Annotated in this window: 14 protein-coding genes; 6 read left to right on the top strand and 8 right to left on the bottom strand. The window is 69.2% G+C overall.

Features of this window, described 5'->3' with window-relative positions; genetic code table 11:
* Window position 1 precedes the first annotated feature (1 nt).
* The gene (locus D9R14_RS12700) at window positions 2–499 is read left to right on the top strand and encodes a CinA family protein (protein ID WP_121623702.1); all 498 of its coding nucleotides are present in this window, start codon (window positions 2–4) and stop codon (window positions 497–499) included.
* Window positions 500–509: 10 nt separating this feature from the next.
* Here D9R14_RS12700 and D9R14_RS12695 read toward each other — a convergent pair whose 3' ends face one another.
* From D9R14_RS12695 to D9R14_RS12680, 4 genes are all read right to left on the bottom strand, one after another.
* Window positions 510–968, bottom strand: coding sequence for a type II toxin-antitoxin system RatA family toxin (locus D9R14_RS12695; RefSeq protein WP_121623701.1), 459 nt, complete (start codon window positions 966–968; stop codon window positions 510–512).
* A complete protein-coding gene (gene lipA / locus D9R14_RS12690; protein ID WP_121623700.1) occupies window positions 968–1,921 on the bottom strand; it encodes a lipoyl synthase in 954 nt (317 codons plus the stop codon). The genes D9R14_RS12695 and lipA overlap by 1 nt, the downstream gene beginning before the upstream one ends.
* A gap of 145 nt (window positions 1,922–2,066) precedes the next feature.
* Complete coding sequence (locus D9R14_RS12685; protein ID WP_121623765.1) at window positions 2,067–2,324, bottom strand: GlsB/YeaQ/YmgE family stress response membrane protein; 258 nt, start codon at window positions 2,322–2,324, stop codon at window positions 2,067–2,069.
* 11 nt (window positions 2,325–2,335) lie between these two features.
* Window positions 2,336–2,614, bottom strand: coding sequence for a GlsB/YeaQ/YmgE family stress response membrane protein (locus D9R14_RS12680; protein WP_121623699.1), 279 nt, complete (start codon window positions 2,612–2,614; stop codon window positions 2,336–2,338).
* 259 nt (window positions 2,615–2,873) lie between these two features.
* On the opposite strand from D9R14_RS12680, the gene D9R14_RS12675 reads away from it, so the two are divergent.
* On the top strand, window positions 2,874–3,914 hold the full coding sequence (locus D9R14_RS12675) for an HpcH/HpaI aldolase/citrate lyase family protein (protein WP_121623698.1): 1,041 nt from the start codon (window positions 2,874–2,876) through the stop codon (window positions 3,912–3,914).
* Window positions 3,915–4,047: 133 nt separating this feature from the next.
* Window positions 4,048–4,395, top strand: a complete 348-nt coding sequence (gene hspQ, locus D9R14_RS12670; RefSeq protein WP_121623764.1) for a heat shock protein HspQ — start codon at window positions 4,048–4,050, stop codon at window positions 4,393–4,395.
* 145 nt (window positions 4,396–4,540) lie between these two features.
* On the opposite strand, the gene D9R14_RS12665 is transcribed toward hspQ, so the two are convergent.
* Window positions 4,541–5,305: an invasion associated locus B family protein gene (locus tag D9R14_RS12665; protein ID WP_121623697.1), complete on the bottom strand. Its 765-nt coding sequence runs from the start codon at window positions 5,303–5,305 to the stop codon at window positions 4,541–4,543.
* Window positions 5,306–5,538: 233 nt separating this feature from the next.
* Here D9R14_RS12665 and D9R14_RS12660 point away from each other — a divergent pair, with 233 nt between their 5' ends.
* The gene (locus D9R14_RS12660; protein WP_394010697.1) at window positions 5,539–7,368 is read left to right on the top strand and encodes an extracellular solute-binding protein; all 1,830 of its coding nucleotides are present in this window, start codon (window positions 5,539–5,541) and stop codon (window positions 7,366–7,368) included.
* 4 nt (window positions 7,369–7,372) lie between these two features.
* On the opposite strand, the gene D9R14_RS12655 is transcribed toward D9R14_RS12660, so the two are convergent.
* Window positions 7,373–7,867: a hypothetical protein gene (locus tag D9R14_RS12655; protein WP_121623696.1), complete on the bottom strand. Its 495-nt coding sequence runs from the start codon at window positions 7,865–7,867 to the stop codon at window positions 7,373–7,375.
* Between the two features lie 473 nt (window positions 7,868–8,340).
* Between D9R14_RS12655 and D9R14_RS12650 the strand changes: the two genes are divergently transcribed.
* Window positions 8,341–9,060: an SH3 domain-containing protein gene (locus D9R14_RS12650; protein ID WP_121623695.1), complete on the top strand. Its 720-nt coding sequence runs from the start codon at window positions 8,341–8,343 to the stop codon at window positions 9,058–9,060.
* Between the two features lie 118 nt (window positions 9,061–9,178).
* Window positions 9,179–9,520, top strand: coding sequence for a bacteriocin (locus D9R14_RS12645; RefSeq protein WP_121623694.1), 342 nt, complete (start codon window positions 9,179–9,181; stop codon window positions 9,518–9,520).
* A 93-nt stretch (window positions 9,521–9,613) separates the two neighbouring features.
* Here the strand turns inward: D9R14_RS12645 and D9R14_RS12640 are convergent, their stop codons facing one another.
* On the bottom strand, window positions 9,614–11,155 hold the full coding sequence (locus tag D9R14_RS12640) for an EAL domain-containing protein (protein WP_121623693.1): 1,542 nt from the start codon (window positions 11,153–11,155) through the stop codon (window positions 9,614–9,616).
* Window positions 11,156–11,247: 92 nt separating this feature from the next.
* Window positions 11,248–14,760, bottom strand: coding sequence for a transcription-repair coupling factor (gene mfd / locus D9R14_RS12635; RefSeq protein ID WP_121623692.1), 3,513 nt, complete (start codon window positions 14,758–14,760; stop codon window positions 11,248–11,250).
* Window positions 14,761–14,785: the final 25 nt, after the last annotated feature.

Raw genomic sequence — 14,785 nt, 5'->3', positions numbered from 1 at the left:
CATGTTCGACGCTGCGACCGCCGCCCACGCCGAGTCCGTCCTCGCCGCCTTCCGGGCCAAGGGGCTGATGCTCGCGACGGTGGAATCCTGCACCGGCGGCCTGGTGGCCGGCGCGCTGACCGCCGTCGCCGGCTCGTCCGACGTGGTGGAGCGCGGCTTCGTCACCTATTCCAACCGGGCGAAGAGCGAGCTCGTCGGCGTGCCCGAAGCGGTGCTCGCGGCCTATGGCGCGGTGAGCGAGCAGACCGCGCGCGCCATGGCCGAGGGGGCGATTGCCCGCGCGCCGGTGCAGGCGGCCGTTTCGGTCACCGGCGTCGCCGGTCCCGGCGGCGGCTCGACCGAGAAGCCGGTCGGCCTCGTGCATTTCGGCTGCGCGGTTGTGGGCGGCGAGACGGTCCATCGCCGCATGCTGTTCGGCGAGCTGGGCCGCGACGAGATCCGGCGCCGCTCGGTGCTGGTGGCGCTCGATTTGCTGCTGGAGGCGGCAGCGCGGGCGTGACCCTGCGGCCTCAGGCCTTGGCGCCGTAGATCGCGTCCGCCCGCGCCTCGAACGCATCGGCGAAGCGGCGGAAGGCGGCGTCGAACATGGCGCCCATGACGAGGCCGAGGGCGCGCGAGCGGAACTCGTAGGAGATGTGGAACTTCACCTCGGACCTGCGCTCGCCGAGCGCGAGGAATTCCCAGCGGTTGTCCAGACGGCTGAACGGCCCGTCAAGATACTCCACATGGATCACCAGCCGCGGCCGGTCGAGCGTGACCCGCGAGGTGAAGGTCTCGCGGATCAGCTTGTAGGCGACCGTCATGTCGGCGACGAGCACCTCGACGCCCTCGTCCGACTTGGTGCGGCGCTTGATGCGCAGCGACTGGCAGAGCGGAACGAACTCGGGATAGCGCTCCACGTCCGCCACCAGGTCGAACATGTCGGCGGCGGAATGGGCGACCGTGCGGCTGGACGAGAACGCGGGCATCAGCCCCGCCCGAGCTTCGCCGCGCGGGCCTTGCGAAGCTTCTCGAAGTCCTCGCCGGCATGGTGCGACGAGCGTGTCAGGGGGCTGGACGAGACCATCGCGAAGCCCTTGGCATAGGCCACCGTCTCGAACGCCTTGAACTCGTCCGGCGTCACGAAGCGCTCGACCTTGTGGTGGCGCCGGGTCGGCTGGAGATACTGGCCGATGGTGATGAAGTCGACGTCTGCCGAGCGCAAATCGTCCATGAGCTGAAGCACTTCGGGCCGCTCCTCGCCGAGGCCGACCATGATGCCGGACTTGGTGAAGATGGTGCCGTCCAGTTCCTTCACCTTCTGCAGCAGCCGCAGCGAATGGAAGTAACGCGCGCCCGGACGGACCGACAGATACTTGGAGGGCACGGTCTCCAGATTGTGGTTGAACACGTCCGGACGCGCCGCGACCACCACCTCCAGCGCCCCGTCCTTGCGCAGGAAGTCGGGGGTGAGGATCTCGATGGTGGTGGAAGGGCTCGCCGCGCGGATCGCCAGGATGGTGCGGGCGAAGTGCTCGCCGCCGCCGTCCGAGAGGTCGTCCCGGTCCACGGAGGTGATGACCACATGGGAGAGTCCGAGGCTCGCCACCGCGTCCGCCACCTTCTGCGGCTCGCCCGCGTCGAGCGCGTCCGGCATGCCGGTGCGCACGTTGCAGAAGGCGCAGGCGCGGGTGCAGGTGTCGCCCATGATCATGAAGGTGGCGTGCTTCTTCTCCCAGCACTCGCCGATATTGGGGCAGCTCGCCTCCTCGCACACCGTGTGGAGGCCGCCCGCGCGCACGATCCCGGCGGTCTTCGACCACGCCGCCGAGCCCGGCGCCTTGACGCGGATCCAGTCCGGCTTGCGCAGCACCTCGGTGAGGGGGCGGTTGGCCTTCTCGGGGTGGCGGGGGCGGTTCAGATTGTCGATGACGGTGACCATGCAACGCTTTCCAGCTGCGCGGCCCTGCCGGTGCGAGGCCGCGGCGCGCTTCGGGACGAAGCCCGGAGCATAGAATAATCCTGCGCGGGCCGGAACCGCCCGCGCGCCGCCCTGCCCTGCGGGAAACGCGGCGCGACGGTGGGCCTCAGGCCGGCTTCCTGCCGCGGACGGCGCGCCAGATGGCGAGCAGCAGCACCGCCCCGCAGGCGGAGACCACCACGCTGTCCACGAACCCGTCGCGCTGGATATAGGTGAGGCCGAGCAGCCCCACCACCCACCACCCCAGCATGCCGCCGACGATGCCGACGAACAGGTTGGTCCACAGCCCGCCGGTGGAGTTCATCACCTTCTCGGCGATGTAGCCGGCGAGGATGCCGACGATGATCGAAACGAAGAAGCCCATGTTCTTCTCCTTCAGCGCCCGCGCAGCGCGCGCCAGGCCCACAGCAGGATGATGGCGCCGACGATGGCTGCGACCAGGGTGCGGAAGAAGCCGAACACCTCGATGTTCAGCAGGGAGGCGAGCTCGCCGCCGACAAAGGCACCCGCCACGCCGACGATGAGGTTGGTAAGGAGGCCGTGGTTGCTCTCGGTGATCCGCTCGGCGACCCATCCGGCGATGACGCCGATGAGGATCATGGAGAAGAAGCCGACGCCCGGCTGGCTGAGGAACGCGTAGGCCTGGTCGTTCATCTGCGAACTCCTGTCCGCGCCGCCTCAGGCAGCGCCCCGCAACCGGCCGACGCGACTCGCGATCGCCCCCGCGCGGCGGCGGCGCCACTCTGGCACAGCCCAAGATCGCCCGCCAAGATCGCGCACACGGCCGCTGGCGCCCGCCGCGCGGTGAAGTTGCGCCCGGCGCCCGGCTATGCTGCATTGCACATCAAGGCCAAGCGCACGAGGAAAACGCTCCCCTCGTCGCGAACTCGGCCGGGCCATCCGGGGGACGTCCATGAAGCTGCCGCGCAATTTCTTCAAGCCGCTCGCCATCGGCGCGCCTGCGCCCTATCGCGAGCTTCCGGTGCGGCTGGAGCGCATGATCCATTTCGTGCCGCCGCATCTGGAGAAGATGCGCGCCAAGGTGCCGGACATCGCCGCCCAGGTGGACGTGGTGCTGGGCAACCTGGAGGACGCCATCCCCATGGACGCCAAGGAGGCGGCGCGCGCCGGCTTCATCGAGATGGCGAAGGCGGTGGACTTCGGCGCGACCGGCCTGTGGACCCGCATCAACTGCCTCAACAGCCCGTGGGTGCTGGACGACATCGTCCAGATCGTCTCCAGCGTGGGCGCCAAGCTGGACGTCATCATGCTGCCCAAGGTCGACGGGCCGTGGGACATCCATTATCTCGACCAGCTCCTGGCCCAGCTTGAGGCGAAGCACGCCATCGGCAAGCCGATCCTGATCCACGCCATCCTGGAGACCGCCGAAGGGGTGAAGAACGTGGAGGCGATCGCCGCCGCCTCCCCCCGCATGCACGGCATGAGCCTCGGCCCCGCCGACCTCGCCGCCTCGCGCGCCATGAAGACCACCCGCGTCGGCGGCGGCCATCCCGACTACCAGGTGCTGGCCGACCCGGACGGCGACAAGCCGCGCACCGGGTTCCAGCAGGACCTGTGGCACTACACGGTCGGCAAGATGGTGGACGCCTGCACCGCCAACGGCATCAAGCCGTTCTACGGGCCGTTCGGCGACTTCGCGGACCTTGCCGCCTGCGAGAGCCAGTTCCGCAACGCCTTCCTCCAAGGCTGCGTCGGCGCCTGGACGCTGCACCCGACCCAGATTGACATCGCCAAGCGCGTGTTCTCGCCCGATCCAGGCGAGGTGGCATTCGCGCTGCGCATTCTGGAGGCCATGCCGGACGGTGCCGGCGCAGTGATGATCGACGGCAAGATGCAGGACGACGCCACCTGGAAGCAGGCCAAGGTCATTGTCGATCTGGCGCGCATTGTCGCGGCAAAGGATCCGCAAATGGGCAAGGCCTACGGATTGTGACACAATCGCGGCGAATGAGCGGGAGTTGAGGACCATGGGCGCATCTGTGAAGTCCGGGATGCGGGAGAAGGCCGGCGCGGGCGATCCGGCCGGCGCGCTCACCGCTTCGGCGGCGGCGCAGCGTCCGGCCATGATGCAGGATACGGAGGCGGGCACGTTCCGCACCGCCAAGTTCCGCATCGGCGAGGTGGTGCGCCACAAGCACTTCCCGTTCCGCGGCGTGGTATTCGACGTGGACCCGACCTTCGACAACACCGAGGAATGGTGGCTCGCCATTCCCGAGGACATCCGCCCCGACAAGGACCAGCCCTTCTACCACCTGTTCGCCGAGAATGCCGACAGCGAGTACGTGGCCTATGTGTCCGAGCAGAACCTGGAGCGCGACCTTTCGGACGAGCCTGTGCGCCACCCCAAGGTGGTCGAGGCGCTGTCGCAGGATGGCGAGGGCGGCTGGCGGGTGCGCTCAGACCTGCTGAACTGAGCAGGCAGCTGTCGCCCCGCCGTCGACATCGGACGGCTTCGAACGATCGAACAAAAAACGCCGGGCGCGCATCGCGGCCCGGCGTTCTTCATTTCGAGCCTGTCAGGCCCGCCGGCCGCCCCCTGAGGCGCTGCCGGCGCGGTCATCACTTCGGCGCGGTGCCCTGCGCCTTGGCGCGCTCCAGCTCCTGGCCCTTCTTCAGCAGCGCGGCCTTGCCCTGCTCGTCCTGCGCCTTCTTGGCGGCTTCCGCCTCTTCCATGCGCTTGCGCTCCTGCTCCATCGCCACCTTGGCGTCGACGCCGGGGCCGTCATAGACCTTGGTGAAGTCGCTGTTGGAGATGGGCAGGCTGAGGGTGCGGCCCTGGCCGTTCATCATCTGGAGATAGATGGCGTTCGCCTTCTTCATCTTGCCGATGAAGTCCGCGTTGACCTCGGCCTCGCCGATGCAGGTGGCGCCGCCGCCCGGCATGGGCTGGCAGATCACGAACGGAACCGCCACCGGGTCCTTGTCGAGGGTGATGCGCATGCCCGGCTGCAGGCGCATGCCCAGCGGCACGGCGATGGTCAGGCGGCGGCGGGTCTCGTCCTTCACCTCGATCAGGTCGACCTTGGCGATGGCCTGGTTCTCGACGCCGAGCACCTGGCTCAGCACGCAGACCTGCTTCTTGTTCTCGGGGATGTCCTGGCAGATCTTCTGCCACGGCGAGGCCGAGAACTTGGGCTCCTCGGCAGGCGCGCCCTGCGCCGGGGCACCGGCGGGTGCCTGGGCTGCCGGTGCCTGGGCGGCGGGCTTGGCCGGGGCGGGCTTGGTGGCGGGCGTCTGGGCGAAAGCCGATCCCGCAAGCGCCACAGCGACCAGCGTGGCGGCGCCCCCAGCCGTGAGCCGTCCGATGAATGGGATATTAAGCATTGTGGCCTTTCCTGTGGTGGCTGTCGCCGAAATCGTCTTGCGCTCGGCGCCGGGCCAGCACCCCCTCTGCGACCCCGGCTGTCTCAGGGTCAATTAAGGCAAGATGGTGGCAAACGCGACTCGGTTTTCCCCTCGGGGGGCGAGCGCCATACCTTGCCCAGGATTGCGGCCAAGAAAGGACGGCCAACAGGGACGCCCACAGGCCGCCGACGGCGCGAAACGCAGGAGCACGCATGGAACGGCTCAAATGCGCGATGCACCGCGCCGCCATAGGCTTCAGCCTCGCTTTGGCCCTGCCTTCCGCCGCGTCGCCGGCGATCGCGGCGGACGATCCCGGGCGCGCGGCGCCGGCTATCGCCATGCGCGGCGCGCCCGATCTGCCGGCGGGCTTTCCGGCCTTCCCCTATGCCAATCCCGACGCGCCCAAGGGCGGGCGGCTGACGCTCTCCCTCACCGGCACCTTCGACAGCCTCAACCCCTTCATCGTCAAGGGCTCGGCGGCGCCGTTCGTGCGCGGCTACGTGGTCGAGAGCCTGATGGCGCGCTCGTTCGACGAGCCGTTCACGCTCTATCCGCTGATCGCCCGCGCCGCCACCACCGACGCCGCGCGCAGCTTCGTGGAATTCGAGATCGATCCCCGCGCGCGGTTTTCCGACGGCACGCCGGTCACCGCCGACGACGTGCTGTTCTCCCATGTGCTGATGCGCGACCAGGGGCGGCCGAACCACCGGCTCTATTATTCCAAGGTCGCAAAGGCCGAAGCATTGCCGGACGGACGGGTGCGATTCACCTTCGCCGAGCCCGACCCGGAACTGCCGCTCATCATGGGACTGATGCCGGTGTTCTCGCGCGCCTCGGTCGATCCGGAGCGATTCGCGGAAACCAGCCTGACGGCCCCGCTCGGCACCGGCCCGTACAAAGTGGAGGCGGCCGAGGCCGGCGCGAGCCTCACCTTGGCCCTGCGTCCGGACTATTGGGGCCGCGACCTGCCGGTCAACCGCGGTCTCTACAATTTCGACACCTTGCGGTTTCTCTATTTCCGGGATGCCAACAGCGAGTTCGAGGCCTTCAAGAAGGGCCTCGTCGATGCCCGCTTCGAGACGGATCCGGGGCGCTGGGAGACCGGCTACGACTTTCCCGCCGCCCGCTCCGGTGAGGTGGTGCGCGAGGTGATCCCCACCGGCACGCCCAAGCCCTATTCGGCACTGGTGTTCAACACCCGCCGTCCGGTCTTCGCGGACATCCGCGTGCGGCGCGCGCTGACCGAATTGTTCGACTTCGAGTGGCTCGACCGCAATTTCTACCACGGGCTCTATGCCCGCACGCGCAGCTTCTTCCAGGACAGCGAGCTGTCGAGCCTCGGCCGCGCGGCCGACGCGCGCGAGACGGCCATTCTCGGCCCGTTCGCGAGCGAGATCGTTCCCGAGGCGCTGCTCGGCACGCTGGTGCCGCCGGTCTCCGACGGCTCGGGCCGGGACCGCACCCGGCGGCGCGCCGCGTTCGCCCTGCTGGAGCAGGCCGGCTGGCACCTCGCGAACGGACTCGTCCGCAGGGTCGCCACCGGCGAGCCGCTGGCCTTCGAGATCATGGTGGCGACGCGGGACCAGGAGCGCCTGGCCCTCGCTTATGCGAGCCAGTTGGAGCGCGCCGGCATCACCGCGCGGGTGCGGTTCGTGGATGCGGTGCAGTTCGACGCCCGCCGCAACGCCTACGACTTCGACATGGTGCCGGCGATCTGGAGCCAGTCGCTCTCGCCGGGCAACGAGCAGGCCTTCTATTTCGGCTCCGCCAGCGCCGATACGCCGGGCACGCGCAACTATATGGGCGCGAAGAGCCCGGCGGTGGATGCTGCCGTGACGGCCCTGGTCGATGCCAAGGACGAGGACGCCTTCATCGCCGCCGCGCGCGCGCTCGACCGGGCGCTTTTGTCGGGCGCCTACGCCATTCCGCTGTTCCACACGCCAGGCCAATGGCTCGCGCGCTGGACCCGCATCGCCCGCCCGGCCCGGGCCTCGCTCTATGGCACCCTGCCGGAGACCTGGTGGCGCGTGCCCGGACGCTGACTGTTCAGGCCGCGAGCGGCCCGCCGCCGCCACCGCCGCGCGTCACCGCGCGCCAGCCGAGCGCCACGAACAGCACCAGGACGATGCCCTGGGCGATGGCGAACGGCGGCTCCGACTGGGTCGGCGCCAGCGCCTGGAGCGCGCCGATCTTGGCGAAGGCCTGCGCCACCCCCACGAACACCAGCAGATAGAGGCTCGCCACCGCGCTGCCCACATAGATGGCGCGCCAGCGCCCGCCGAGGTCGCGGCCATAGAGCCCGTAGAGCGCCACCGCGAGGATGAGGAGCGCGATCCCGCCGACGATGTGGGAGGGCTTCACCTCAGAGAACGGAAAGAAGAAGCCGGTGACGCTGGTGAGCACGGCCGTGGCGAGGAAAACCCCGGTGCCGGCCGGCCGCGTATCGCCCCGGATCAGGCCGAGCAGAACGACGATCCCCGCCGCGATGGCGACGAGGCTGAACCAGGTATGGATGCCGAGAAGCGTCAAGGGATTGAACATGGAAGCCCCCTCCATGGAAGGGTTCCATGATGCAGCAAAGGCGGTGCCATTGCACGCGATCATAGCGCGACGGCCGCGGCGCCATCTGCGCTCAGAGCCCGTTTGGAAACGCAACGAAGGTCGCCTTTCACAGCCCCCGCACGTCCACACCAGCGGGCTTGGCCGGGCTTGGCCGGAGCACGACGGCGAAACGGCGCCGGTACCCGGTCTTGCGTTTCCAGACTGGCTCTCAGGCTGCCCTCTTCCCCAGAGGACAGGTGAGCCGATGCGCGTAACCCGCCGGGTGCGCTTCTGTATCGGGCCAATAACGGCCGCAATTGCTTTACAGTATCCGTGCGTTTCCGGACCCACTGCCTGGCAATGGACCGGGTACCAACTTGCGGAAAGGGAGAACGTGAGGCCGGGCGGCTTCACCGAATATCAACCGCCATCTGTGTGAGCTTGTGGCTGCACGGAAGGCGAGGAGGGGATACATGTCGGGCCTCCAGCGCGCGCAGCGGCGCATTGCGCCCCGAACCGTTTCAGAGGCGATGCTCTCGAAGGCGTCAGCCCGTCGGCGTCCGGCCGTGCGCTCGCGGATTCCGCGGGCCGAAGGCGTCACCCTGCCCGCTTTGTGGCGTCTGCTGGCCATCGCCGCCTGCGCGGTCATTCTCGGCGGCGGCGGGCTGCTGGCCTTCCAGTTCGTCGAGGCGACGGCCCCGGCGCCAGCCCCCGAGGATCACCGGCGCCTCGCGATCAAGGCCGCGTCCATCCTCGGCAGCCCGGCGGCACCGGAACGGCCGAAGGCCGAGGTCGCGCCGACTGCAGAAGATTTCGCGCGCCCCGCCTTTCTGGAGCCCCTTCCCGCCGCCGGCGACCAACCCGGGCCGGCCACCGCGCCAGCCCGTGAGGCCGGCGCCGTGCCGGATACCGTGGCCAGCGCGGCGCCGGGGCCGCAGGTCGCCGCGCTCGAAACGGCCATGCCCGCGCCCGCTCCCCTCCCACCGGAGCGCCCGCAAGTCGCAGCCGAGCGTACCGCCCGGATCGTGTTCGACGTGACCATGCGCTCCGGCCCGCGCCGCGGCGCCTCGGCAATCGGCCAGCTGGACCGGAATGCGCGTGTGACGCTGATCGGCTGCAAGTCGTGGTGCGAGGTGGTCGCAGACGGCAAGCGCGGCTTCGTCTACAGCCGGGCGGTCGACCGGAAGTCGTGACCGGAAACGCCGGTAACTTTCGCATTGCCGGGGATCGAAATCGCGCGTCCCAGCGTTATCTTGGCTATGACCCGCGCGCGCATCGTCGGCGCGGGCGACGATCTCGGAGGGATCAGCCATGAAGACCATCATCAAGGCCGTTGCCGTTCTCGCCATCGCTCTCGCCCCGGCGGCCGCGGCCGCGCAGGGCGTGGTTCAGGGCGCCAAGGAAGGCGCGCAGAAGGGTGCGGCGGTCGGCAACGAGGCCGCCGGCCCGGTCGGCGCGGGCGTTGGCGCCACGGTGGGCGGCGCCGGCGGTGGCGTCGTCGGCGGCGTGAAGGGCGGCGCGAAGGGTGCCGTGAGCGGCGCCGAGAAAGGCGCCAAGGCCGGCGACAAAGCGGCTGGCCCGGTCGGCGCCGCCGTGGGCGGCACGATCGGTGCCGTGGGCGGCACCGTCGGCGGCGCGCTCGGCATCAAGTAGAGCAAGGCCGCCCCGCACGTGCGGGCTCGACGGCGGCGCCTGTCTGGCGCCGCCGTTCATGGAGTTTCAATACCAATATTCTTGGCGGCCGCGTCACGCCCTTAAGCGTTCGGCCTCGTTTGCCAGCCTTGCGAGCAGGGCATCCAGCTCCATCGGACGGGCGAACAGAAAGCCCTGCGCGAACCGGATGCCACAGCGACGCACCCGGTCCAGTTGGCGCTCGGTCTCGATCCCCTCGGCGATGACCAGCACGCCGATATCCCTGAGGAGCGGCATCATCGCCTCCAGCATGTTTGGCTGGGTCCACGCCTCTTCCTGCAGGAAGGAACGATCGATCTTCACATGGTCGGCGTCGATCATCCCCAAGGCCGTGAGGTTCGAGAAACCCGAGCCGAAATCGTCGATGGCGATCTGCGCGCCGCGGCGCCGCAGCTCGGCGAGCACGTGGCGCAACGCCGGCGCGTTGTGATCCAGCATCTGGCGTTCCGTCATCTCGATCACGACCTGGCACATGGCGTATGGCTGCGTGCCGAACGCCTCGTCGGCCAGATCGATCAGCCGGGGGTCGGCGATCTGATTTGGCGGGACATTTACCGACAGGGAGAAATCCGGGATGCAGCGTGACATCTCGGGCAGATCGCGCGCCGCCCGGATCATCACCCAGCGGGTGGTGTCATGGATCAACGGGCTCGCCTCGATCCAGGGAATGAAGGCGCCGGGCATCAGCACGCCGTAGCGGGCGTGCCGCCAGCGCAGCAGCGCCTCCGCCCCCACCCAGTTGCGCGACGACAGCTCGACGGTTGGCAGATAGGCCAGGAAGAAATCGTTGCGTCGCAGTGCCCGCCGCACTTGGCCTTCCACCGAGAGGCGACTGCGCACCACCGACATGGGGCCGAACCACAAGGCGAGGCTCAGTCCACCGATCAGGCTGAGCTGCAGCGGCAGTTCCTTGATCCAGTTGTGGACGACGGAGGCGCCGCCAATCTCCACCCGGACCGCCACCGGCCATCGCCCGGAAACGGCTTCCACTTCGAGCGTGCCGAGAAAGCTGCTCCACACCTGTTTCGCAGTCCCCGCCTGTCGGGCCGCGGGTTCAGCCTTCGTCCGGGGCCGCATGCTCCGGCCCACAGTGAAGGCCATGTCCGACGGCGCAAGCGCGGAAAACAGGCAGGCGCCGCGCACGTCCAGGATAGCGTGCCAACCCTCTCCGAGACTCATCGGAACCCGCACCGTGCCGGCATCGGCGGCGCCGGCGCATGTCGGAGGCGGAGCTTTCGCCGGGCGCCAGGTGCAGGCCTCTCCATCGCTGGACCGCAACTCCAGCGCGGTCAGCGGCACCAGAGTGTTGATCCCCTGGCGCAGGCTTGCCATGGCCTCGCCGGAGCACAGATCGCGGGCACCCTCGGCTGATTTCCGCAACTCCGTCGCGATGGTGTCCAGGTTGGCCTCGGTCCACCGCAGCAGACCGGAGGCATGCGCCTGGTAGCGGTCGCTCAACTCCATGCGCATGCGCTGGAAATCAAGCAGCAGGTAGACCACCGAGACCAGCAGCAACGTGGCGACGAATACGAGCGGAACGAGCATCTCGAGGTGCCTGGGCCACAGCCGGAACAGCCGTAAACGCAGATTGCTCATCCCGAGTGCGCCCCTCACTCATCGCGGCGTCAGGTCTCGACGGCACAGGGAGAACCGTCTGCCCTCAATTCTGAGGCCGTATAGGTATTTCCTTACGCCATTTGTTTCCGGCCTGAAAGAGCAGCCAGCTTCTTGAGGATAGCGAGCGTCCCCTTCACCCGCGCCTCGGGCTTCGGCCAGTCGCGCAGGAACACCACCTTGAAGTCGGGCCGCACCTTGGCCTGCGGACCTTCCTGGCCGATCAGCTTCACGAGGCCGGAGGGATCGGCAAACTCGTTGTCGCGGAAGCCCAGCACCACGCCCTTCGGGCCGGCGTCCACCTTCTCCACATTGGCCTTGCGCGCCAGGGCCTTGATCTTGGCCAGCTCGACCAGGTGCCCGACCTCCTCGGGCGCCGGGCCGAAGCGGTCGGTCAGCTCGGCCGAGAACCCGTCGATCTCCTGGTCCTCCTGGAGGTCGGCGAGGCGGCGGTACAAGGCGAGACGGACATGCAGGTCCGCCACGTAGTCCTCCGGGATCAGCACCGGAGTCCCGATGGTGATGTTGGGCGACCACTTGTCGTCCACGAAGTCGGTGATCCCGGCCTTGATGTGGGCGATCGCCTCCTGAAGCATCTCCTGGTAGAGTTCGTAGCCCACCTCCTTGATGTGGCCCGACTGCTCGTCGCCCAGCAGGTTGCCGGCGCCGCGGATGTCGAGGTCGTGGCTCGCCAGCTGGAAGCCGGCGCCGAGGGTCTCCAGCGACTGCAGCACCTTGAGCCGCCGCTCCGCCTGCGCCGTCACGGGCTTCGCCGCCGGCAAGGTGAAGATGGCATAGGCGCGCTGCTTCGCCCGGCCGACCCGGCCGCGCAGCTGGTAGAGCTGGGCGAGGCCGAACATGTCGGCGCGGTGGACGATCAGCGTGTTGGCATTGGGCACGTCGAGCCCGGATTCCACGATGGTGGTGGAGAGCAGGACATCGTACTGGCCGTCATAGAAGGCGGTCATGATGTCCTCCAGCGCGCCGGCGGCCAGTTGGCCATGGGCCACCGCCACCTTCACCTCCGGAACCGAGGCCTCCAGGAAGGTCCGCACCTCGGCGAGGTCCTCGATGCGCGGCACCACGTAGAAGCTCTGGCCGCCGCGATAGCGCTCGCGCAGCAACGCCTCGCGCACGATCAGCGGGTCGAACGGCGTCACGAAGGTGCGCACCGCCAGGCGGTCCACCGGCGGCGTGGCGATGATGGAGAGTTCGCGCACCCCGGTCATGGCGAGCTGGAGCGTGCGCGGGATCGGCGTCGCGGTCAGCGTCAGCACGTGGACCTCGGCGCGAAGCTGCTTCAGGCGCTCCTTGTGGGCGACCCCGAAATGCTGCTCCTCGTCGACGATGACGAGGCCGAGGTCCTTGAAGTGGATGGACTTTCCCAGCAGCGCATGGGTGCCGACGACGATGTCGACGGTGCCGCCCGAAATGCCGGCCTTGACTGCCGTCAGTTCCTTGCCCGTGACCATGCGCGAGGCCTGGGCGATGTTCACCGGCAGGCCCTTGAAGCGCTCGGTGAAGGTCTTGAAGTGCTGGCGCGCGAGCAGCGTGGTGGGCACCACCACCGCCACCTGCTTGCCGGAGAGCGCCACCGCAAAGGCCGCCCGGAGCGCCACCTCGGTCTTGCCGAAGCCCACGTCGCCGCAGACCAGGCGGTCCATGGGGCGTCCCGACCCGAGGTCGTCCAGCACCGCGTCGATGGCGGCCTCCTGGTCGTCGGTCTCCTCATAGGGGAAGCGGGCGCGGAACTCGTCATACAGCCCGGCCGCGGGGACGAGGCGCGGCGCCTCGCCGAGCTGGCGCGCGGCAGCGATCTTGATGAGCTCGGCCGCCATCTCGCGGATGCGCTTCTTCATGCGCGCCTTGCGCGCCTGCCAGCCGCCGCCGCCGAGCTTGTCGAGCTGGGCCTCGGTATCCTCGGAGCCGTAGCGGCTCAGGAGTTCGAGATTCTCCACCGGCAGGAACAGCTTGTCGCCGCCGGCATAGTGGATTTCCAGGCAGTCGTGCGGCGCGCCCATGGCCTCGATGGCTTTCAGCCCGACGAAGCGGCCGATGCCGTGGTCCACATGCACCACAAGATCGCCGGCGGTGAGCGCGGTCAGCTCGGAGATCACGTCCTGCGGCCGGCGCGCCTTGCGCTTGGGGCGCACGAGGCGGTCGCCGAGGATGTCCTGCTCGCCGATCAGGGCGAAGTCCGGCGTCTCGAAGCCAGCCTCGACGCCATAGATCGCGAGCGCGGCCTGGGTCTTGGGCAGCGCGGCGAGGCTGTCGAACCGCGAGATCGGGGCTGTGCCGGTGAGGCCGTGGTCCGCCAGCACCGTGCCGAGGCGCTCGCGCGAGCCTTCCGACCAGCCCGCGAGGATCACCTTCTTCGCCTTCTGAAGCTCGCGCACATAAGCGACGGCGGCGTCGAAGACGTTGCCCTCCGGGTCCGCCCGCTCGGCGGCGAAGGAGCGGCCCTGCGCGCCGCCGAGGTCGATGACGTTCCCCCCTGCCTCCTCGGGCGCCGCGAACGGCGTCAGGCGGGCGATGCGGCCTCCCGTGATGCGCTTCGTCCATTCCGGCCCGGTGAGATAGAGCCGGTCGGGCGGCAGGGGGTTGTAGACCGGGCCGCCGGCGGGGTGCTCCAGCGCGTCCTTGCGCGCGGCATAATAGTCGGCGATCTGCGCGATTCTCTCGCCCGCCGCCTCGTCGGCCAGCGCGTCCAGCACCAGCGGCGTCGCCTCCACATAGTCGAACAGCGTGTCCATGCGCTCGTGGAACAGCGGCAGCCAGTGCTCCATGCCGGCATGGCGCCGGCCCTCGCTGACCGCCTCGTAGAGCGTGTCGCCGCGCTGGGCGGCGCCGAACGCGCTCACATAGGCCTGGCGGAAGCGGCGCATGGTGTCGGTGGTGAGCTGGAACTCGGCCATGGGCACGAGGTCGAGCGACTTCAATTGCCCTGTGGTGCGTTGGGTCTCGGGGTCGAAGGCGCGGATGCTCTCCAGCGTGTCGCCGAAGAAATCGAGCCGGATTGGCTGGTCGAGGCCGGGCGGGAACAGGTCGATCAGGCCGCCGCGCACCGCATATTCGCCGGTGTCGCGCACGGTCGGGGTGCGCAGGAAGCCGTTCTGCTCGGCCCATTGCGTCACCCCGTCGAGGGCGATGGCGTTGCCCGGCGCGGCGGAGAGCGACTGCGCCGCCACCAGCCCCTTGGCCGGCACGCGCTGCACGGTGGCGTTGACGGTGGTGAGCACCACGCTCGCCGGCCCGCCCTTCACCCGCGCGAGGCGGGCGAGCGTCGCCATGCGGCGGGCGACGATGGCGGCGTTGGGCGAGGCGCGGTCATAGGGCAGGCAGTCCCACGAGGGGAAGGCGAACACCTGGAGTTCCGGCGCGAAGAAGGCGAGGCCGCGTTCGAGAGCGGCGAGGCGCTGGCCGTCGCGGCAGATCACCAGAAGGCTGGGCCAGGGCGCGTCCTTGGCCGCAGCCACCGACCGGGCGAGGTCGGCCACCGCCATGCCCTCCATGCCGTCGGCGACACGCGAGAGGATGAGCGGCCGGCCCTTTTCCAGGGCCTCGGCGACAAGGCGGAGACGCTTCACGGTGAACTCCGGATCAGGAAACTGG

Source organism: Xanthobacter tagetidis (assembly GCF_003667445.1).
GTDB classification, from domain to species: domain Bacteria; phylum Pseudomonadota; class Alphaproteobacteria; order Rhizobiales; family Xanthobacteraceae; genus Xanthobacter; species Xanthobacter tagetidis.
The sequence above is the reverse complement of the archived record's forward strand: the minus strand, read 5'-3'. Positions and strand labels throughout refer to the sequence as shown.

Excerpts from the sequence above, each read along its gene's own strand:
- D9R14_RS12675 (WP_121623698.1), top strand. The coding sequence starts at position 2,874 with ATGAAGCTGCCGCGCAATTTCTTCAAGCCGCTCGCCATCGGCGCGCCT.
- lipA (WP_121623700.1), bottom strand. The coding sequence starts at position 1,921 with ATGGTCACCGTCATCGACAATCTGAACCGCCCCCGCCACCCCGAGAAG.
- D9R14_RS12655 (WP_121623696.1), bottom strand. The coding sequence starts at position 7,867 with ATGTTCAATCCCTTGACGCTTCTCGGCATCCATACCTGGTTCAGCCTC.
- D9R14_RS12680 (WP_121623699.1), bottom strand. The coding sequence starts at position 2,614 with ATGAACGACCAGGCCTACGCGTTCCTCAGCCAGCCGGGCGTCGGCTTC.
- D9R14_RS12665 (WP_121623697.1), bottom strand. The coding sequence starts at position 5,305 with ATGCTTAATATCCCATTCATCGGACGGCTCACGGCTGGGGGCGCCGCC.
- D9R14_RS12645 (WP_121623694.1), top strand. The coding sequence starts at position 9,179 with ATGAAGACCATCATCAAGGCCGTTGCCGTTCTCGCCATCGCTCTCGCC.
- D9R14_RS12640 (WP_121623693.1), bottom strand. The coding sequence starts at position 11,155 with ATGAGCAATCTGCGTTTACGGCTGTTCCGGCTGTGGCCCAGGCACCTC.
- hspQ (WP_121623764.1), top strand. The coding sequence starts at position 4,048 with ATGCAGGATACGGAGGCGGGCACGTTCCGCACCGCCAAGTTCCGCATC.
- D9R14_RS12660 (WP_394010697.1), top strand. The coding sequence starts at position 5,539 with ATGGAACGGCTCAAATGCGCGATGCACCGCGCCGCCATAGGCTTCAGC.
- D9R14_RS12695 (WP_121623701.1), bottom strand. The coding sequence starts at position 968 with ATGCCCGCGTTCTCGTCCAGCCGCACGGTCGCCCATTCCGCCGCCGAC.
- D9R14_RS12685 (WP_121623765.1), bottom strand. The coding sequence starts at position 2,324 with ATGGGCTTCTTCGTTTCGATCATCGTCGGCATCCTCGCCGGCTACATC.
- D9R14_RS12650 (WP_121623695.1), top strand. The coding sequence starts at position 8,341 with ATGTCGGGCCTCCAGCGCGCGCAGCGGCGCATTGCGCCCCGAACCGTT.
- D9R14_RS12700 (WP_121623702.1), top strand. The coding sequence starts at position 2 with ATGTTCGACGCTGCGACCGCCGCCCACGCCGAGTCCGTCCTCGCCGCC.